Here is a 19,608-nt window from a genome sequence, read left to right as displayed (position 1 = left end):
TCTACCTTCGGCAGTGCCGAAGGTGGCGTGCAACAGATGAGGTGGATCTTTTCGGTGCACAGCTACATAGGGGTTTCCTCACGGGCTGTGAGTCGACGGGTGTTTGTGGCGCTCGGTCTCGCCGTGGTCGGATCAGATGATGAGTACGTCGATCGTGGTCACCGGCCATCGCCAGCGCGAGGCCTGGGTGCGTAAAGAGATGCCGCCCGTCGAAGAAGTCCGGCCGGGCCTCTGGTCGATCCCGGTCCTCATCCCCGAGAACCCACTGCGCTACATCCTTGTTTACGCATTGGCGACGGCAGACGGCCGGCTCGCGCTCATCGACACCGGCTGGAACACCGACACGGGCTGGAAGATGCTCGTCGACGGAATCCACGCCACCGGACACGACCTCGCCGACGTCTCGCACGTCTTCGTCACCCACCTGCACCCCGACCACTTCGGACTCGTCCCGCGCCTGCTCGAACACACCGACCCACAGCTCGCGATGCACGTCGCCGACGCCCGCCACCTGCGGTTTCACAGCGAACAAGAAGTAGCGCGTGAGTTCGTGGCCGCTCAGGAGGACCTCCGTGTCCTCGGCGCTCCGACCGACGTCGCGGACACCGGGCTCCTCGAATTCGTCCGGCTCCCGGACGGTCGCACGATGGATGTCGAGCTCGACGACGACGTTCCGCTGAACGTTCCCGGGTGGAATCTGCGTGCGGTGTGGACACCCGGCCACACGGCGGGGCACCTGTGTTTCGCCGACGACGACGCGGGCGTCATCTTCACCGGCGATCATCTGCTCCCCCGGATCAGCCCGAATGTCTCGACCAATCCCTTCCAGACGCCGAGCCCGCTGGCCGACTACCTGACGTCGCTCGCGCGAACCGAGCACATCGGCGACCTCGAGGCCATGCCCAGTCACGAGTACCGATTCCGTGGGCTCGCCGACCGGGTGACCGATCTCCTCTCGCACCACGAGGAACGGCTCAACGAGATCGCCGAGGCGATCTGGAACCAACCGGGCGCGACAGCGTGGGACGTCACACGCGCTGTCACGTGGTCTCGCCCGTTCTCCGATCTGTCGATTCCCTTGTCCCGCATGGCATTGCGGGAGACCAACGCGCACCTGCTGGTACTCGAAGCGCGCGGCATCATCTCGTCGACAGGCCACGAGCCGGTGCGCTGGACGGTCACCGACACCCGCCCCGCCGACCATCACATCGAATCCGCGACGATCGAATCCGCAACCACGAGAGGAACTCTGCGATGACCCCGGTACGCACCGAATCCGCCGACGGCGTAGCCGTTTTCACCATCGACCGCCCGGAGGCGCGAAACGCCGTCAACCAGGAGGTCGCACAACAGCTCGCCGCGGCGATGGACGAGTTCGAACGACGCGATGACATCACCATCGGCATCCTCACCGGAGCGGGTGGAACCTTCTGTGCCGGTATGGATCTCAAGGCGTTCACGCGTGGTGAGCTGCCCAGCGTCGAGGGTCGCGGCTTCGGTGGTATCGCCTCCGCTCCCCCGAGCAAACCACTGATCGCGGCGGTCGAGGGTTGGGCACTGGCGGGCGGGTGCGAACTGGCACTGTCGGCCGACCTGATCGTCGCCGCCGACGACGCGAAATTCGGTCTGCCGGAGGTCAAGCGCGGACTCGCGGCCGCAGCGGGCGGTCTGCTGCGACTCCCCAAGATCCTTCCCTACCAACTCGCCATGGAGATCGCACTCACCGGCGACCCGATCACCGCCGTCCGCGCCCACGAGTTCGGTCTGGTGAACATCCTGACACCGTCGGGTGGAGCGCTCGACGGCGCGCGTGAGCTCGCAGCACGGATCGCCGCCAACGGACCGCTGGCGGTGCGCGCCACCAAGCAGGTCGTCAGCATGGCCATCCGCTACACCGACCCCGAGTTGTTCGCGGAGCAGCGCGGCATCCGACGACGCGCAGGAAGGCGCCCGCGCCTTCGCCGAGAAGCGCGCACCGAAGTGGACCGGCCACTGACCGAGGCACCCCCTCGCCTACGATCGAGAAGTGGACCTGCACCTTGCCACCTATTTCGTCGCGGTCATCGATCACGGCGGTATCACCAAGGCTGCGCAGGCGCTCTACATCTCCCAGCCGTCGCTCTCGCAGGCGATTCGCACGCTCGAACGCCGACTGGGCGTGACGCTGTTCGACCGCACGGGGCGTCGACTCGAACTCACCGAGGCGGGCGCACGCGTCGAGGTGATCGCGCGGCGAGTCCTCGCCGACGTCGAGCGAGCGCGTCAGCGGGTTGGCGCAGTTCGCGAATTGCGTTCCGGGACAGTGGATGTCGTCACCGAATCCGCCTTCGCAGTCGCACCCCTCGTCACGATCGTGCGTGATTTCCGTGCGCGCTTCGATCGGGTGATCGTACGAATTCTTGCCGCCGACGGCCCGGCGGGCATCCTCGCTGCGCTGCGCAGCGGACGCGCCGAGATAGGACTGATCGATTCCAGCGCGGACCATTCCACTTTCGTATCCGCGCCGCTGGGCACTCAGGAACTCGTCCTTGCCGCGCCACCGTCTCTGAACGTCGACGCCGACGCCGGGGTTGTCGCACGCGAGTCCGTTCGCGCGCTGCCCCTGCTCCTCGACCTCTCCGACCCGGCGACCGAAAGCCTTCTCGCCGACGTCATCGCCGACGGTGCGCGCAACGTCGCGGTCGACTGCGCGCATCCGCCCACCATCCGCGAGCTGGTCACCCGGGGCGTCGGCGCGACCATTGCGCCGCGGGAGTCGGTCGCCGAGCAGATTCCGGACGCCACGACGTACAGCCTGGGCCCGCCGCTGCGACGAGATTTCGGCCTGATCATGCGCTCCGGGCAACCGTCGCCCGCCGCCGCAGCCTTCGTCGCCGTCGCGCGCCAGACATGCGGCGCGCCAGCACAAGTCGACGACCCGGTCTTCGAGTAGCCCGTGGAACTACGTCAGATCGAATACTTCCTCGCCGTGGTCGAGCACGGCGGGATCGGCGGGGCGTCGGTGTCGCTCGGCGTGACCCAGCCGACGGTGTCGCAGGCGCTACGCGCGCTCGAACGCGAGCTCGGGGTGCAACTCTTCCACCGGATCGGCCGCGGGATGGTGCCCAGCGCTGCGGGACGTGCACTCGTCGGCTCGGCGCGCCAGATCGTGCGCGACGTCGGATCGGTCGACGACGCGCTTGCCGTCGGCAGTGATCAGATCACCGGGCGGGTGGAGATCCTCGCGTCACCATTCGCCGACGGTTCCACGATCGCCGATGTGGTCGCGGCATTCGTCAGCGCGCACCCCACCGCCACGATCAGGGTGGGCGAACTCGACGACGAATCACTCGCGGCAGCCGTGATCGAGGAGGGTCGCTGCGACTTCGTCGTCACACATCTTCACCCCGTCGAGACGGCGGTCGACGATGCTCTCGAAGTGATCGTGCTCGGCGAGCAGGAGTTCTGGCTCGTCTGTCCCTCGGGCACCGTCCTGCCCGACGGTCCGATCGACATCGCCGACCTCCCCCACATCCCGATGGTGTTCGTTCCGCGCGGCGGGACGGTCGCCGACGAGATCGAGAGCGCGATGCGCGAAGCGGGCGTACGCCCACCGATCGCGGTGCTCGCCGAAGACCGCGAGGAGCGACTACCCATGGTGCTGGCGGGAATCGGCGCGACGCTGCTCGAACGACGGGTCGCGGAGTCGGTTGCCGATCGCACCACGGTGCGGCCCGTTCGTCCGCGATTCGTCCGCAACTTCGCGCTCATGTACGACCCGACGGCATTATCGATCGCCGCACAGGCTTTCGTCGACGTCGTTCGAACACTGCACCGCGAGAACTGAATACGGTCGACGTATGACCGGTCAGGCCACCCGCTCGAACACTGCCGCCAGCCCCTGTCCGCCGCCGATACACATCGTCTCGAGGCCGTAGCGCCCGCCACCGCGCACCAGTTCGCGAGCCAGCGACGCGAGCATCCGGCCTCCGGTCGCGCCGACGGGATGACCGAGAGAGATGCCTGAGCCGTGCACGTTGACGCGCGCGAAATCGGCACTCTCGGTGGAGAATCGACCGAAACCCCACTCACGGGTCACGGCAAGCGCCTGTGCCGCGAACGCCTCGTTGAGTTCGATCACGTCCATGTCGTCGAGGGTGAGACCCGCCTTGTCGAGCGCCTTCTGCGTCGCCGGAACCGGACCGATCCCCATCGTCTCCGGGGGCACTCCCGCGAGACCCCACGACACCAGTCGTACGAGTGGGCGCAGACCGTACCGCTGCGCCGTCTCGGCGGTCGTCACCAGACACATCGACGCCGCATCGTTCTGACCGCTCGCATTTCCGGCGGTCACCGTGGCGTCGGCGTCGACCTTCGACATGATCGGCGTCAGTGCGGCAAGGGAATCCAGCGAAATGTCGGCCCGCGGATGTTCGTCGGTGTCGATGACCTGCTCTGACCGCTTGCCCGACACGGTGACAGGAATGATCTCCTCGGCCAGGATGCCGTCCTTCTGCGCACGCACGGCGCGCAGATGCGACTCGACGGCCAGCTCGTCCTGCTCGTCGCGCGAGACGCCGTACTGCCTACGGAGATTCTCGGCGGTCTCGATCATCCCGCCCGGGATCGGATGGTCTCGGCCACCCGCAGTGGATCGTGCCCGAACGAGGCTGTCGTGCAGTGCGATTCCGGTTCGCGCGCCACCCCAGCGCATGTCGACGGAGTAGAACGACGCATTGCTCATCGACTCGGTACCGCCCGCCACGACGAGATCGTTGTCGCCGGCACCCACCTGATCGGCCGCCTGGATCACGGCCTGCAGACCGGAGCCGCAGCGTCGATCGACGTGCATACCCGGCACCGTCGTCGGAAGCCCTGCGTCGAGCGCGACGACCCGTCCGATCGCGGGTGCCTCACTGTTGCCATTGCAGTGGCCGAGGATCACGTCCTCGACGGCGTCGTGCGGCACAGCGGTGCGCTCGAGCAATCCGCTCAGTGCCGCTACTCCGAGGTCGACCGCGGTCACGGATCGGAACATCCCGCCATAGCGTCCGATCGGGGTGCGGACCGGCTCGCAGATCACGACCTCACGCATGATGTAGCTCCTCTGACTCACGCAGCCGCGTGCGTAGCGCGACCTTCTGGATCTTCCCCGCGGCAGACGTCGGCAGCGCATCGATGACGACGACGTCGCGAATCTTCTTGTACGGCAACACCTGCTCGGCGACGTAGGTCATGACAGCGTCGACATCGACCTCCCTGCCGTCCCGGGCAACAACGAACGCGACCGGCTCCTGACCGACCACTCCGGCCTCCCGTGCGACGACGGCGGCCTGCGCGACGTCGGGATGAGTCACGAGGATCTCCTCGAGTTCACGCGGGTAGACGTTGTAGCCCTTGTAGATCAGCATGTCCTTCGCGCGGTCGGCGATGTAGACGTGACCGTCGTCGTCGCGGAAGGCGATATCGCCCGTATCGAGCCACCCGTCAACGAACTGCTGCGCTGTGATCTCCGGGTGATGGAGGCACCCCGCGGTCACCTGCGGTCCGCGGACCCAGAGCCCGCCACGCTCGCCCGTTGACAGGATCGTGGTGCGGTCGGCGAGCGATCGGATCTGCAGTTGTGTGTCGTAGGTCGGCAGTCCCACACTGCCGATCCGGTAGTCGCCCGCACCCTGGCCGGTGTCGGCGAGCGGCGCGGATGTGACGAGGCACGTCGCCTCGGTGAGTCCGTAGCCCTCGACGACCGAGCACGACGGGAATGCTGCCGCGAGCCTGTCGAGCGTGACGCGGTCGATGGGCGCCGCGCCGGAGGACACGACACGCACCGAACTCAGGTCCCTGCTGCCGACGTCGGGGTGTCCCACGAGCGATGCCCACATGGCCGGGCTTCCGGTCACGTACGTGGCACGGTGTCGTTCGATGAGTTCGAGCATGCGCCCGGCGTCGAATCGTCGTGTCGTCGCCTCCGAACGCGAATCCACCGCGAGAACCTGGCTCGCCCCGCACATCAGCAGGAACGACATGTTGATCAATGCGTGAGCATGGAACAGCGGCGAGACCACCACCGTCGCCGCGTCACCCGGCCGCACTCCACGGTTGCCCCCATCGCGCGGTTCGAGGTGAACGAGTCCCCGATCGTCGTCGACCACCGAATGCCCTGCGCGCCAGGCGATCATCTGCGTGGCATTGGCAATGACGTTGCGGTGCAACACTCGGACGCCCTTGGAGACTCCGGTGGTTCCGCCCGTGAACGCGAGGTGCGCGACGTCGTCTCCGGTGATGCGCAGTTGCGGCGGGCCATCGTGTGTCGGCTCCGCGAGTTCGTCGAGCGAGATCGCCGTGGCATCACCCGACGTCGGGCCGTCGACCACGACGATGAGCGACGCGTCGGTGCCGTCGACCGCGGCGGTCACGAGCTCACGACTGTCGCGCGTGGTGAAGACACCGACCGCGTCGGTTTCGGCGAGTTGATCACGTAAACCCTTGGCGGGCTGTGCCGGATTCACAAGGGTCACGGTGGCGCCGGCGCGCAGCGAACCGTAATAGGCCAGCACGAACTCGATGCTGTTCGGCAGATGGAGTGCGACGACGTCTCGCTCACGTACACCCCTCGCCCGTAGTCCCGCGGCGATCGAGGCTGTGGCACTGTCGAGTTCGGAGTAGTCCAGGGTGCGGTCACCCTCGACGACCGCGGCACGGTGCGGATACATGGCGGCCATGCTTGGCGGCAGTGCCGCGAGAGTGACGTCGGGATAATGCAATTGCGTCATCGACGTCAGCCGATCAGTTCGAAGATGGTGGCATTGGCCATGCCGCCCGCTTCGCACATCGTCTGCAGTCCGTAGCGAATACCGTTGTCGTGCATGTGATGCGCGAGGCGTGTCGCGAGGATGGCACCGGATCCCCCGAGCGGATGTCCGACGGCGATCGCTCCGCCGAGCGGGTTGAGCGCCTTCTCCGATGCACCCGTGTCGATCTGCCACGCCAGCGGCACCGGCGCGAACGCCTCATTGACCTCGAATGCACCGATCTCGTCGATCGAGAGTCCTGAACGTGCAAGCACTTTGGCCGTGGCGGGAATCGGCCCCGTGAGCATGACGACCGGATCGTCACCCGCCACGACGGTGGTGTGAATCCGCACCAGAGGGACCAGGCCGTTGGCCGCCGCGGTCTCGCTCGACATCACCAGCAGTGCGCCCGCCCCGTCGGAGATCTGTGATGCGTTGCCCGCGTGAATGACTCCGTTCTCGTCGAACACCGTTCGGAGTTTGCCGAGGGACTCCAGCGAACCGCCGCGTCGAATGCCCTCGTCCCCCTCGAGTACGCCGGGCAGCGTCGCGAGCTGAGCGTCGAAGGCACCCGAATCGGTTGCTGCGGCGGCGAGTTCGTGTGACCGTAGTGCGTACTCGTCGAGTTGGGTGCGGCTCAGACCCCAGCGTCGCGCTACCTCCTCTGCCCCGATGCCCTGACTGAAGCGGTCGACGCCGAAGCGGTCGAGTACGGTTGCTGGCTGACTCTCGCCGTTGGGTGCCGCGGTTCCCATCGGGACACGGCTCATCGACTCGACTCCGCCAGCCACGACGACGTCGAGTTGGCCGGAGATCACGGCGGCCGCGGCCATCGCCAGCGCCTGCTGGCTCGACCCGCACGCCCGTGTGACCGTGGTTCCGGGGACCGTGGTCGGCCACCCCGCGGCCAACACCGCTGTGCGTGCGATGTTTCCCGCCTGCTCGGCGTGCTGGCTTACGCAACCCCACATGACGTCGTCGATGATCGCGGGGTCGATCCCGGTGCGTTCGACGAGCGCTTCGAGCACGTGGGCCGAGAGGTCAGCGGGATGGATACCGGCCAACGCCCCGTTTCGACGTCCGATCGGGGTGCGTACCGCGTCGACGATCACTGCATCTGTCATGCATTCGAGCCGACCACTTCTCACCTGGTGACCACAAGTAGTTTCGCGTTCACGGACTCATAGACAAGCCCTATCCCATTGAGTCGCCCTATCGGTGTGTTAGCCGATCCGGCCGTTCCTTCCACCTACGTCACGGGTGCATGCTGGAGGTCATGGCACGTCTGGCCCGCACGCTCGGTCTCACCGACACCCAGGAAGACATCGTCGCCGCGGTGCGACGATTCGTCGACGCCGAGATCATCCCGACCGCGCAGCAACTCGAACACGACGACGCCTACCCGCAGAAGATCGTCGATGGCATGGCCCAACTGGGGCTGTTCGGCCTGATGATCCCCGAGGAGTACGGAGGACTCGGCGAGTCGCTGCTCACCTACGCGCTGTGCGTCGAGGAGCTCGCACGCGGCTGGATGAGCGTGTCCGGTGTCATCAACACGCATTTCATCGTCGCCTACATGCTGCGTCAGCACGGAACCGACGAGCAGAAGCAACGGTTTCTGCCACGGATGGCCACCGGCGAGGTGCGCGGCGCGTTCTCGATGAGCGAACCGGATCTCGGCTCCGACGTCGCAGCGATCAAGACGTCGGCCAAGCTCGGTGACGATGGCGCGTACACGATCAACGGCGCGAAGATGTGGCTGACGAACGGGGCGTCGTCGACTCTCGTTGCGGCACTTGTCCGTACCGACGAGGGCGCGGCCAAACCGCACCACAATCTGACGACGTTCCTCATCGAGAAGCCTGCAGGATTCGGGGAAGTCGTTGCCGGACTGACCATTCCGGGAAAGATCGAGAAGATGGGCTACAAGGGCATCGACACCACGGAGATGATCTTCGACGACTATCGGGCATCGCCGGACGACATCCTCGGCGGAGTGCCCTGCCGCGGGTTCGCGCACATGATGGACGGGGTCGAGGTGGGTCGGGTCAATGTCTCTGCACGCGCGTGCGGTGTTGCGCAACGAGCGTTCGAACTCGCCATCGCCTATGCGCAACAGCGCCACACCTTCGGCAAACCGATCGCCGAGCACCAGGCGATAGCGTTCAGTCTCGCCGAGATAGCCACCAAAGTCGAAGCGGCACACCTGATGATGACCAATGCCGCACGGCTGAAGGACTCCGGCGAACGCAACGACGTCGCAGCGGGCATGGCCAAGTATCTGTGCAGCGAATACTGTTCGGAGGTCACCGGGGCGTCGTTCCGCATTCACGGCGGGTATGGCTACTCGAAGGAGTTCGAGATCGAACGACTCATGCGTGAAGCGCCGTTCCTGCTCATCGGCGAGGGCACCAGCGAGATCCAGAAACAGATCATCAGCAAAGGGCTGCTGCGCGAGTACGCCGCCAGCTGAACCACCGACAGATATCCGACGAGAGGGAAAAGACGTGCAGCGCACCGTATTCAACGAAGACCACGAGGCTTTTCGCAAGACGATCGGCGACTTCATCGCCAAGGAGGTCGTGCCCGTCCACCCCGAATGGGAGAAGCAGGGACACCCGCCGCGTGACTTCTACCGCAAACTCGGCGAGTTGGGCGTGCTCGGCATCGAGGTGCCCGAGGAGTACGGCGGCGGAGGCGTCCACGATTTCACGTATTCGCTTGTCGTGTCGGAAGAAACCGCCCTCGCGGGCGTGACCTTCGGCAGCGAGTCGGTACACACCAATCTGATCCTGCCGTACCTCATGGAGTACGCGACCGACGAACAGAAGCAGCGCTGGCTACCCGGATTCGCCTCGGGCGACATCATGTTCGCGATCGCCATGACCGAACCGGGCACCGGCTCCGACCTCGCGAACATCTCGACGACGGCCAAGCTCTCCGAGGACGGCAGCCACTACATCCTCGACGGCGCAAAGACATTCATCACGGGTGGCGCACTGGCCGACCGCATTCTGGTGGTGTGCCGCACCGCATCGTTCGATCCCGACAATCGTCGGGCCGGACTCTCGATTCTGGTGGTGGACACCACATCCGAGGGTTTCGCCGTCGGACGGAAGCTGGAGAAGATCGGACTCAAGGCGTCCGATACCGCCGAACTCTCCTTCTCATCGGTGCGCGTGCCCGTCGAGGACCGGCTCGGCGAGGAGGGCAAGGGTTTCTCCTACCTCACACACAACCTGGCGCAGGAGCGCCTGAGCATCGCCATCGGGGCGTCGGCAACCGCGAACGCTGCTCTGCAACACGCCCTCGCCTACACCCGTGAGCGCGACGTGTTCGGCAGGCCCGTTGCGTCGTTCCAGAACACCAAGTTCGTGCTGGCCGAGTGCTCGGCCGACGTCGCGGCGGTGCAGCAGTTCGTCGACCAGGCGTTGATCCTCCACAACCGGGGCGAACTGTCGGTGGCCGACGCCGCGCGCGCCAAGCTCTTCGCCACCGAGACCGCCGGCCGCGTCATCGACAAGTGCCTGCAATTGCACGGCGGATACGGCTACATCACCGAGTACCCCATCGCGCGGCTCTACGCCGACACCCGCGTCTCCCGGATCTACGGCGGCACCAACGAGGTGATGAAGACGATCATCGCGAAGGATTTGGGGCTCTAGAGCTGCCGCGACATCAGCTGCCCTTGAGCTGGTCCAGCCAGGTGCGGGCGGAGGCGTCCGACGGCGAGCGCCAGTCGCCGCGCGGCGACAGCGACCCGCCCGAACCGATTTTCGGCCCGTTGGGCATCGCGGTGCGCTTGAACTGGTTGCTCATGAATCGCTTCAGGAACGTCGAGAGCCAGTGCTCAATGGTCGCGGCGTCGTACTGATTTCGACGCTCCGGCGCGATCAGCTCCGACCACGCACCGCGTTCCCGGTCGCCCCACGCCTGGCCCGCGAGGTAGGCGATCTTGTCGGGGCGGTAGCCGAACCGCGTGAGGTAGTACAGGAAGAAGTCGTGCAGTTCGTAGGGGCCGACGGTGTCCTCTGTGCTCTGGATCGCGCCGTCTTCGCCGGGCGGGACGAGTTCGGGTGAGATCACGTCGTCGAGGATCTCGGCGAGCGTATCGGTGGTCTCCTGCGAGTACTGCCCGGTCGAGATCATCCAGCGAATCAGGTACTGGATCAACGTCTTCGGGACCGACGTGTTGACGTTGTAGTGCGACATTTGGTCGCCGACGCCGTAGGTGCACCACCCCAGCGCGAGTTCGGACAGATCGCCGGTCCCGAGCACGATTCCCCCGTGGAAGTTCGCCAGCCGGAACAGGTGCGACGTCCGCTCGCCTGCCTGCACATTCTCGAAGGTCACGTCGAAGACCTTCTCGCCCTTGGCATAGGGATGTCCGATGTCGGCGAGCATCTGCTCACACGACGGCCGGATGTCGAGTTCGGTGCCGCTGACCCCGAGAGAATCCATCAGCACATGTGCGCGTCGTAGCGTCGCGCCGCCGGTGGCGAATCCCGGCATCGTGTACGCGAGGATGTTGGTGCGCGGCAGGCCGAGTCGGTCGAAGGTGTCGACGGCGACGAGCAATGCGAGCGTCGAATCGAGGCCACCGGACACCCCGATGACGATCTTGTCGATGCCGGTGGCGCGCAGACGTGCGGCCAGGCCCTGAACCTGGATGTCGCGCACCTCGCGGCACCGTTCGTCACGGTCAGCGGCGTCGGCGGGAACGAACGGGAAGCGTGCGACCGAGCGTCGCAGATCATCGTCGACGGCGAGGTCGAGGTCGCCGAACTCGAAGTCGATGTGGCGCAACGACGTCAGACGATCCTTGAGGTCGCCGACCTGATCGTGGAAGCTGCCCATCCGGATGCGCTCCTGGCGTAGCCGGTCGAGGTCGACGTCGGCGACGACGAGTTGCTCGGTCGTCGCGAATCCCTCACTGCGAGTGAGTAGTCCGCCGTTCTCGGCGATCAGCGCATCTCCGTCCCACGCGAGATCGGTTGTGGATTCGCCATATCCGGCCGCAACGTAGACGTAGGCGGCAATACACCGGGCAGAGAGGCTGGTGCACAACGACTTCCGATACGACTCCTTGCCGATCGTGACCGGCGAACCCGACAGGTTCGCGAGAACCGTCGCACCTCCGAGGGCGGCCCAGGTACTCGGCGGGATGGGCACCCAGGCGTCCTCGCAGACCTCGAGATGCAGTGCGAAACCGGGCAGGTCGACGGCGTCGAAGATCAGGTCGGTGCCGAACGGCACCGTTTGTCCGAGCAGCGTCACCGTGTCGGCGAGTGCGTCGCGGGCAGCGCTGAAATACCGCTTGTCGTAGAATTCGCGGTAATTCGGCAGGAACGCCTTAGGTACGACGCCGAGAATCCGACCATCACGCAGCAGGACCGCGCAGTTGTACAGCCCGGCGTCGACGACGAGCGGCAGTCCGACGGCCACCAGCGGGCGCAGGCCCTCACTCGCGGCGACGACGGTGGCGAGCGCGTCGAGCGCGGCGTCGATCACCGCATCCTGTTGGACCAGATCGTCGATGCTGTATCCGGTGAGCCCCATCTCGGGGAACACGACGAATGCGGCCCCCTCGGTGGCCGCCTGCCGCATCAATTCGACGGTGGCCTGCGCGTTGGCCGCCGGGTCGGCGATACGGACGACGGGCACCGCGCCCGCTACTCGGGCGAATCCGTGGCGATAGATGGACACAGGGCAAAGCTTAGTGACCAGATGACCCCATCACCGCAAGACCCCATCACCGCAAGACCTCAGTCGCCGCACACCTCGAGAAGCGTCTTGAGCTGTTCGTCGAACGCGTGGGCGAGGAAGTCGATATCGGGGATCTGATCGGTGCACCCGAGGATTCCGACGTTGAGCTCGCCGTCGGCCGAGAACACCGTGATGTTGAGCCCGAGCCCGTGGAAGATCGGCCCGAGCGGGTAGACCGCCGTCACGCGCGCGCCGCAGAAGTACACCGGGATGTCGGCGCCCGCGACGTTCGACACCGTCACGTTGAAGACCGGAGGGTGCTTGAGCGCCAACTTCCGGTCGCCGTAGAACTTCATCAGCGTCGACATCGTGGTGCCGGGCGCGAACTGGGCCCAGGCACGCAGGATGTTCGCGTCGATGTCGGCGTGGTGCGCCTTCGCTTTTCGCGAGAGCTCGGCGGCACGCTCGATCCGTTCGACGGGATCGGCGACGTCGGAGGCCAATTGCGTGAACATGCCCGACACCTTGTTGGTGCCCTCCACCATCAACCCGCTGTCGTCGGCGCCGTGAACCGACACCGGCACCATCGCGACGAGCGGCCTGTCCGGCAGCTCGTTGTGCGCCAACAGATATTCACGGAGCGCCCCGCCGGTGATCGCCAGCACGACGTCGTTGACCTTGACTCCGAACCGGTTCTTGACGCGCTTGATGTCGGCGAGGGAGAGCTGGGTCAGTGCGATCGAACGGTGCGGTGTGATGGGGCCGTTGAATCGGGTTCGCGGCGCCCCGAACGGTGCGGGCATCGCCTCGTGCGAGCGCGCCCGACGCAGCCACGCGAACGGAACCGCGACCGTCTCCGGCAGCAGACGCGCCATCGCGATCGGACGTCGGATCAGGTAGTGGACCGCACCCGTCGCGGCGAGCACCGCATGCGACGACCCGCCTGCGGTCTGATGCAGCAGATCGGCGTCGAGGTCGGGTTGCTCGGGCGAGAGCGAGAAGAGCTGCGAGAGCACCTCGGCGCTGCCGACACCGTCGACCGCGGCGTGGTGCATCCGCAGCATGATCATGATCCGCCCGTTGGACAGGCCCTCGATGACCCACAGTTCCCACAACGGCTTCGCGCGGTCGAGGGTCTGCCCGGCCAGATGTCCACAGAGCTCGGTGACCTCGCCGATCCCGCCCGGCGCCGGAACCGCCACGCGGTGCACGTGCCGGTCGATGTCGAAATGGTCGTCCTCCACCCACGCGGGGTGGTCGATGTTGATCAGCGAGTTGTCGAGCTTGCGTCGAAATTTCGGGGTCGCACGGACGAGCTGTCGCATCTGATCACGGATACGGCCGAACGAATACCCACCCAGAATCGTCGACGGATCAACCTCGATCAGGCCGATGATCTGCATCAACTGCGACCGCGTCTCCATGTACAGGAACGAGGCGTCCAAACCGCTCAGCCGCTCCATCGCAAATCCTCCGCATCCTGCTCGCCCGCGCCGTCGCGCACGCCCGTCTACGTCGACGGGTCGATGATGAAATCGAACCACGTCTGTGCGTCGTCGCGCTCCTTTTCCATAACGCTTCGCGCACCCGCCGTAGTTCCCTACGATCAGCCGGATGCGCACCGAAAACGCCGCGTCTGCCGCGGATGCCCGATTCTCGCCGACCCCGTTCGAGCTCGATGAGTTGTCGGAGGCGTTCGACGTCTTCGAGGCCACCGTCGCAGGCATCGCGGCACATGCCCGCGCCGAGCCGTCCGAGGCGCCTGCGGCCTGGGCGCGCTTCGCCGACCTCTTCACCCCCGACGCCGACTACATCGAGCACGCGCTCGGCACCATGCACGGCAGGGATGAGATCCGACCGTGGATCGTGAAGACGATGACCCGCTTCCCCGGCGACCACATGGTTGCCTTCCCCAATCTGTGGAAGGTGTTCGACGCCCCGACCGGCCGCGTGATCTTCGAAGTCGACAATCCGATGTGCGATCCCGGCGACGGAAGCGTCATCACCGCGACCAACATTTCGATCATCACGTACGCCGGCGACGGTCTGTGGAAGTGCGAGGAGGACATCTACAACCCTTTGGAGTTCGGCATCGCCGCAATGCAGTGGTGTGACAAGGCGCGCGAACTCGGTACCCTTGACGACGACGCCGCCACGTGGGCGTCGACGTTCGGCCGAGCGTTTTGGGGGTAGCGCTTGCGAGCCAAGTTACGACACCGTAAGTGCGTACTTGGGTAACGCCTGCTCGGTGCCGTAACCTTACTGACTGACTTGAATGCATGTCGGTCACCGAGCCAGGCATGACAACCAGAGACGACAGTCGGAGACTACGACAGTCCGACCTGTTTCGATGTGGACCGTTCGGAGGAACGAACAATGGCACGTGAGCTCACTCAGCTCGATCTGCTCCGCGAGTTGGCACCGGTTGCCGAGGACAACGTCAACCGGCACCTGAAGATCGCGAAGAGCTGGAACCCGCACGACTACGTCCCCTGGGACGAGGGGCGTAACTTCGCCGCGCTCGGCGGCGTCGACTACGACCCCGAACAGTCGCAGCTCGATGAGGTCGCGAAGGCCGCGATGATCACCAACCTGCTGACCGAGGACAACCTGCCCTCCTACCACCGGGTGATCGCCGACAACTTCTCGATGGATTCGGCATGGGGCTTCTGGGTCGGTCGCTGGACCGCCGAGGAGAACCGGCACTCGATCGTCATGCGCGACTACCTCACGGTGACGCGCGGCGTCGACCCCGCCCAGCTCGAGGCCGACCGCATGGTCCACATGACCAACGGTTACTCACCCGAGTCCGCCGCAGGCGACCGCGTCGAGGAGATGATGGAGAAGGGCGGCGAGATGGGCCTGCTGCACTCCGTCGCCTACGTGACGTTCCAGGAGCTCGCCACGCGCGTCAGCCACCGCAACACCGGTAAGGCGTGCAACGATCCGATCGCCGACAAGATGCTTCAGCGCATCGCTGCCGACGAGAACCTGCACATGATCTTCTACCGCAACATCTGCGGCGCAGGAATGGACATCGCTCCCGACCAGACGCTGCGTGCCGTGACCGACATCGTCACCAACTTCCAGATGCCCGGCGCCGGAATGCCCAACTTCCGCCGCCACGGCGTGTTGATGGCCAAGCACGGCATCTACGACCTGCGCCAGCACCTCGAAGAGGTCATCCAGCCCGTCCTGCGCAAGTGGAACGTCTTCGATCGCGACGACTTCTCCGCCGAGGGCGACAAGACCCGCGAGGAGCTCGCAGCCTTCCTCGAGCAGCTCGAGAAGGACACCATCAAGTTCGAGGAGATGCGCGACCGCGCACTCGCCCGCGAAGCCAAGAAGCGCGAGCGTCAGGCGTCCTGACGCAACCATTGGCTTGACGACGACGATCCGAACCCCAGCAGCGCCGGCGCCCTCCACGATCCACGAGGGCGCCGGTGCGCTGTCGGCTGCGCACGCCACGCCGCTGCGTGACACCCCGCTGCGTGACACCCCTATGCGTGACTCCCCCCTGCGAATCGGCACGATCGAACTCGCGAGTCCCGTGGTGCTCGCGCCGATGGCAGGCGTCACCAACGTGGCGTTCCGGACGCTGTGTCGCGAACTCGAATTGGCCCGCACCGGCACGGTGTCGGGTCTGTACGTATGCGAGATGGTCACCGCACGAGCGCTCGTCGAGCGGCATCCGGTCACCATGCACATGACCACGTTCGGCCCGGACGAGAATCCGCGGTCGATGCAGCTGTACACGGTCGATCCGCGCTACACCTACGAGGCAGCCAAGATGATCGTCGACGAGAATCTCGCCGACCACATCGACATGAACTTCGGTTGCCCGGTGCCGAAGGTGACCCGCAAGGGTGGCGGCTCCGCGATCCCCTACAAGCGCACCCTCTTCCAACGCATCGTCGCGGCCGCGGTCAAGGCGACCGAGGGCACCGACATCCCCGTCACCGTCAAGTTCCGCATCGGGATCGACGACGAGCACCACACGCACCTCGACGCCGGGCGCATCGCTGCGGCCGAGGGCGCGAAAGCTGTTGCGCTCCATGCCCGTACGGCTTCGCAACGGTACTCCGGCGAGGCTGACTGGGCCGAGATCGCCCGTCTCAAGGAGCACGTGACCGACGTGCCGGTGCTCGGCAACGGCGACATCTTCGAACCCCGGGACGCCGTGGCCATGATGGCGCAGACCGGATGCGACGGCGTCGTCGTGGGACGCGGCTGCCTCGGCAGGCCGTGGCTGTTCGCCGAACTCGCCGCTGAACTCAATGGGCTGCCCGCACCCGCTGCGCCGAACCTCGGTGAGGTCGCGCAGATCATCGTCAGGCACGGCGAGTTGCTCGCCGATCACCACGGCGAGGACAAGGGCATGCGCGAGATGCGCAAACACGTCGCCTGGTATCTGCGCGGATTCCCGGCCGGTTCGGAGATCCGTTCGCGCATGTCGCTGGTGTCGACGCTCGACGAACTCCGCGACCTCGTCGGGTCACTTCCCGCCGATACGCCATTTCCCGAGGACGCACACGGTCCACGTGGTCGGCAGGGATCGCCCGCCAAGGTCGCACTCCCCGACGGTTGGCTCGACGACCCCTACGAAGACGTTGTCCCCGCGGGTGCAGAGGTCATGCACTCCGGCGGCTGAGGCGCTTCTCAGGACCTATCAGTACTATGTCCGAAGGTCCCAAGGCGGGATCTGAGTTCTTCCTGCTCGCCGCAGCGTTCAGCCCCGACGGGCGGCAGCCTCACCACGGGGTACGAGGATTTGTGACGTGAGTCGTTGGACACCCAAGCCGCACGGCGACGAGCCGGGCGACCGGGACGACTCGTCATCGTCATCAACTCCACGCACGTCACGCTCATCGAACCCCAATGACGGCAGGCTGCGTGAGCCGCGCGCCGCCGATCGATACGTCCGCGGCCGCAGTCGAATGACCGTCCGCGAGTTGATGGAGCAGATGAACGCCGATCCCGGCGCACGCTCCGATTCCCCTTCTGACAGCTCGCCACGTGCTGACCAGCCGTCGACTTCCAGCAGGCAGCCGCGCGGCGATTCGTCGCCGACCGAGGCCATTCCGCGCGTCGGCGGCCGTTCCGGCCTTCGTCGGGCACGGCGTGGCAACCGCGCTCCCGCGGATGACGCGTCGAAGCGCCCTTCCGAGACGCCGGGGGCCAAGTCCGAGACGCCAGGAGCGAAGTCCGACGCGCCAGGGGCCAACGAGGTCACGCGCAAGATCCCGATCGTCGGTGCCGCGCCTGCGCCCGTCGTCGACCTCAGTGACAGGGCGACCACGGAGCGGGTCGTCGAGGAATCGCGGGCGCAGGAGTCACACCGCGAACCCGACGCCCCCGCCCCGACCGATGCGCCCGCCGAGTCGTCGGCTCCCGAGGCGGGTCAGAAACCGGCGTCCCCACCGCTCGAGCCGACGCCGGATCTCACCGAGACGATCGCGCTGCGTTCACGACCACAGAGTGTTGGGCGTCGACGTCACAACCGCTCGACACGTCAGAATGTGGCTTTCACCGGTCGCATCATGGTCGCCATCGCATGCGTCATGGCGCTCGTCGGGACCGGCTTCGTGTGGGGGTACATGAAGTCGAAGAACAGCGATTGGCGCACCATCGCCGCCGTCGACCCCGATGACGCGAACATCCGCAACAAGGACGCGCAGTACGGCGACGAGAACTATCTGATCGTCGGAACCGACACACGCAGCGGCAAGAACGGCAAGGTCGGCGCGGGCACCACCGCCGACGCAGAGGGCGCGCGTTCCGACACCGTGATCCTGGTCAACATCCCCGCCAACCGCAGCCGCGTGGTCGCGGTCTCGTTCCCCCGCGATCTGCAGGTCAACCGGCCCGAATGCCAGGACTGGGACAACGACGCGGGAACCTACAACGGCGAGCTACCCGCGGCCAACGACGTGAAACTGAACAGCGTCTACGCCGACGGTGGACCGAAGTGCCTGGTCAAGGTCATCACCGAGATGAGTGGTCTGAACATCAACCACTTCATCGGGATGGACTTCTCCGGCTTCGAGAAGATCGTGCGCGCAGTCGGCGGCGTCGAGGTGTGCTCCACGACGCCGGTGTACGACTACGAACTCGGCCAGATCCTCTCCAAGCCGGGCAAGCAGACGATCACCGGCCGCAAGGCGCTCAACTACGTCCGCGCCCGCACGGTGTCGACGGAGGGCAACGGCGACTACGGACGCATCAAGCGCCAACAATTGTTCATGTCGTCACTGCTGCGGTCGACGCTCTCAGGCAACGTCCTGTCCAATCCGGCCAAGCTCAACAGCATCGTCAACACCTTCATCAAGAACAGCTACGTCGACGGCGTCGACACGCAGTCACTGCTCAAACTCGCCGACTCGATGCAGGGTATCGAGGCGGGTCGCGTGACGTTCCTGACCATCCCGACGTCGGGTACGGCGACCGACGGCTCGAATAACGAGATCCCGCGCACCGACGACATCAACGCCATCTTCAACGCGATCATCGACGACGATCCGCTCCCCGGCGAGCAGGCCGCGAAGAAGAAGCAGAGCAGTTCGTCGAAGAAGCAGACCACGGCGGCCGGCGCCACCACGAGTACGTCGCAGACGCCGTCGACGGTCTCGGCTACCGCGCAGAACCCGAGCAACGTCGGGGTGCGTGTGCTCAACGGCACGGGCAAGGCCGGGCAAGCCGCCGACGCGTCCGACCAGCTGACCGCCCAGGGCTTCGACGTCCGCGGCGTCGCGGATGCATCGGAGAACCGCACAGATACCGTCGTGCGCTACGGGCCGGGTGAACAGGACTCTGCTGCGACACTCGCCGCGATGTTCCCCGGCGCCAAGATCCAGAGCGACAAGACAGTGAAGTCGGGCGTCGAGGTCATTCTCGGCAGCGACTTCGCCGGCAGCGTCACCAGTGCTCCCGCCGCAGGCGAGACGCTATCGGCGCAGGCACTGCCTCCAGCGGCGAACTCCAGCAATCTGCCCAACGATCTCGCGGTGACCAACGCGGGCGACACCACCTGCTCCTGACGGGCGCAGGTGCGCGAGCAGAGCTACTCACCGCGCGTTCACAGTGTGTTCACCACGCGGAAGATCGTGATCTGCGGCACGCACAGTACCCTTGA

The 19,608-nt window shown here is 66.0% G+C and carries 14 protein-coding genes and 1 pseudogene; 10 read left to right on the top strand and 5 right to left on the bottom strand.

Features of this window, described 5'->3' with window-relative positions; all coding sequences use genetic code 11:
* Positions 1-139: 139 nt before the first annotated feature.
* The 4 genes and pseudogenes from GOSPT_RS06470 (at position 140) to GOSPT_RS06455 (ending at position 3,826) form a co-directional block, all read left to right on the top strand.
* Positions 140-1,258: an MBL fold metallo-hydrolase gene (locus tag GOSPT_RS06470; RefSeq protein ID WP_039855038.1), complete on the top strand. Its 1,119-nt coding sequence runs from the start codon at positions 140-142 to the stop codon at positions 1,256-1,258.
* Positions 1,255-1,996, top strand: a pseudogene (locus GOSPT_RS06465) (crotonase/enoyl-CoA hydratase family protein). Before GOSPT_RS06470 ends, GOSPT_RS06465 begins: the two are co-directional and overlap by 4 nt.
* Before the next feature lie 30 nt (positions 1,997-2,026).
* On the top strand, positions 2,027-2,932 hold the full coding sequence (locus GOSPT_RS06460) for a LysR family transcriptional regulator (protein ID WP_005204300.1): 906 nt from the start codon (positions 2,027-2,029) through the stop codon (positions 2,930-2,932).
* 3 nt (positions 2,933-2,935) lie between these two features.
* Positions 2,936-3,826 carry a LysR family transcriptional regulator gene (locus GOSPT_RS06455; RefSeq protein WP_005204298.1) on the top strand — a complete coding sequence of 297 codons (891 nt, stop codon included), beginning with the start codon at positions 2,936-2,938 and terminating at the stop codon, positions 3,824-3,826.
* 21 nt (positions 3,827-3,847) lie between these two features.
* On the opposite strand, the gene GOSPT_RS06450 is transcribed toward GOSPT_RS06455, so the two are convergent.
* Genes GOSPT_RS06450 through GOSPT_RS06440 form a run of 3 tightly spaced genes read right to left on the bottom strand, consistent with a single transcriptional unit; the run spans position 3,848 to position 7,894 of the window.
* The gene (locus tag GOSPT_RS06450) at positions 3,848-5,074 is read right to left on the bottom strand and encodes an acetyl-CoA C-acetyltransferase (protein WP_005204296.1); all 1,227 of its coding nucleotides are present in this window, start codon (positions 5,072-5,074) and stop codon (positions 3,848-3,850) included.
* The gene (locus GOSPT_RS06445; protein WP_005204294.1) at positions 5,067-6,752 is read right to left on the bottom strand and encodes a class I adenylate-forming enzyme family protein; all 1,686 of its coding nucleotides are present in this window, start codon (positions 6,750-6,752) and stop codon (positions 5,067-5,069) included. The genes GOSPT_RS06450 and GOSPT_RS06445 overlap by 8 nt, the downstream gene beginning before the upstream one ends.
* 5 nt (positions 6,753-6,757) lie before the next feature.
* The gene (locus tag GOSPT_RS06440) at positions 6,758-7,894 is read right to left on the bottom strand and encodes a thiolase family protein (protein ID WP_039855007.1); all 1,137 of its coding nucleotides are present in this window, start codon (positions 7,892-7,894) and stop codon (positions 6,758-6,760) included.
* Positions 7,895-8,046: 152 nt separating this feature from the next.
* Here GOSPT_RS06440 and GOSPT_RS06435 point away from each other — a divergent pair, with 152 nt between their 5' ends.
* Both GOSPT_RS06435 and GOSPT_RS06430 read left to right on the top strand, forming a co-directional pair.
* Positions 8,047-9,243, top strand: coding sequence for an acyl-CoA dehydrogenase family protein (locus GOSPT_RS06435; RefSeq protein WP_174273024.1), 1,197 nt, complete (start codon positions 8,047-8,049; stop codon positions 9,241-9,243).
* 34 nt (positions 9,244-9,277) lie between these two features.
* Positions 9,278-10,435, top strand: coding sequence for an acyl-CoA dehydrogenase family protein (locus GOSPT_RS06430; RefSeq protein WP_005204289.1), 1,158 nt, complete (start codon positions 9,278-9,280; stop codon positions 10,433-10,435).
* Between the two features lie 13 nt (positions 10,436-10,448).
* Here GOSPT_RS06430 and GOSPT_RS06425 read toward each other — a convergent pair whose 3' ends face one another.
* Both GOSPT_RS06425 and GOSPT_RS06420 read right to left on the bottom strand, forming a co-directional pair.
* Positions 10,449-12,476 (bottom strand): NAD(+) synthase, encoded by a 2,028-nt coding sequence (locus GOSPT_RS06425; RefSeq protein WP_005204287.1) that lies wholly within the window; start codon positions 12,474-12,476, stop codon positions 10,449-10,451.
* 59 nt (positions 12,477-12,535) lie between these two features.
* A complete protein-coding gene (locus tag GOSPT_RS06420; RefSeq protein ID WP_039855006.1) occupies positions 12,536-13,939 on the bottom strand; it encodes a WS/DGAT/MGAT family O-acyltransferase in 1,404 nt (467 codons plus the stop codon).
* Positions 13,940-14,090: 151 nt separating this feature from the next.
* Between GOSPT_RS06420 and GOSPT_RS06415 the strand changes: the two genes are divergently transcribed.
* The 4 genes from GOSPT_RS06415 to GOSPT_RS06400 all read left to right on the top strand — a co-directional run bounded on the left by GOSPT_RS06415 (position 14,091) and on the right by GOSPT_RS06400 (position 19,513).
* On the top strand, positions 14,091-14,669 hold the full coding sequence (locus GOSPT_RS06415; protein ID WP_005204283.1) for a nuclear transport factor 2 family protein: 579 nt from the start codon (positions 14,091-14,093) through the stop codon (positions 14,667-14,669).
* Between the two features lie 183 nt (positions 14,670-14,852).
* On the top strand, positions 14,853-15,845 hold the full coding sequence (locus GOSPT_RS06410) for an acyl-ACP desaturase (RefSeq protein ID WP_005204280.1): 993 nt from the start codon (positions 14,853-14,855) through the stop codon (positions 15,843-15,845).
* A gap of 133 nt (positions 15,846-15,978) precedes the next feature.
* Positions 15,979-17,127: a tRNA dihydrouridine synthase DusB gene (dusB, locus tag GOSPT_RS06405; RefSeq protein ID WP_083837456.1), complete on the top strand. Its 1,149-nt coding sequence runs from the start codon at positions 15,979-15,981 to the stop codon at positions 17,125-17,127.
* Between the two features lie 127 nt (positions 17,128-17,254).
* Complete coding sequence (locus GOSPT_RS06400; protein ID WP_039855005.1) at positions 17,255-19,513, top strand: LCP family protein; 2,259 nt, start codon at positions 17,255-17,257, stop codon at positions 19,511-19,513.
* The last annotated feature ends 95 nt before the right edge of the window (positions 19,514-19,608 follow it).

It is taken from the genome of Gordonia sputi NBRC 100414 (assembly GCF_000248055.1).
Classification (GTDB): domain Bacteria; phylum Actinomycetota; class Actinomycetes; order Mycobacteriales; family Mycobacteriaceae; genus Gordonia; species Gordonia sputi.
Note: the sequence above shows the minus strand (reverse complement) of the source record. Positions and strands in the feature narration are given on the sequence as shown.

Excerpts from the sequence above, each read along its gene's own strand:
- GOSPT_RS06415 (WP_005204283.1), top strand. The coding sequence starts at position 14,091 with ATGCGCACCGAAAACGCCGCGTCTGCCGCGGATGCCCGATTCTCGCCG.
- dusB (WP_083837456.1), top strand. The coding sequence starts at position 15,979 with ATGCGTGACTCCCCCCTGCGAATCGGCACGATCGAACTCGCGAGTCCC.
- GOSPT_RS06440 (WP_039855007.1), bottom strand. The coding sequence starts at position 7,894 with ATGACAGATGCAGTGATCGTCGACGCGGTACGCACCCCGATCGGACGT.
- GOSPT_RS06445 (WP_005204294.1), bottom strand. The coding sequence starts at position 6,752 with ATGACGCAATTGCATTATCCCGACGTCACTCTCGCGGCACTGCCGCCA.
- GOSPT_RS06410 (WP_005204280.1), top strand. The coding sequence starts at position 14,853 with ATGGCACGTGAGCTCACTCAGCTCGATCTGCTCCGCGAGTTGGCACCG.
- GOSPT_RS06435 (WP_174273024.1), top strand. The coding sequence starts at position 8,047 with ATGGCACGTCTGGCCCGCACGCTCGGTCTCACCGACACCCAGGAAGAC.
- GOSPT_RS06450 (WP_005204296.1), bottom strand. The coding sequence starts at position 5,074 with ATGCGTGAGGTCGTGATCTGCGAGCCGGTCCGCACCCCGATCGGACGC.
- GOSPT_RS06470 (WP_039855038.1), top strand. The coding sequence starts at position 140 with ATGAGTACGTCGATCGTGGTCACCGGCCATCGCCAGCGCGAGGCCTGG.
- GOSPT_RS06420 (WP_039855006.1), bottom strand. The coding sequence starts at position 13,939 with ATGGAGCGGCTGAGCGGTTTGGACGCCTCGTTCCTGTACATGGAGACG.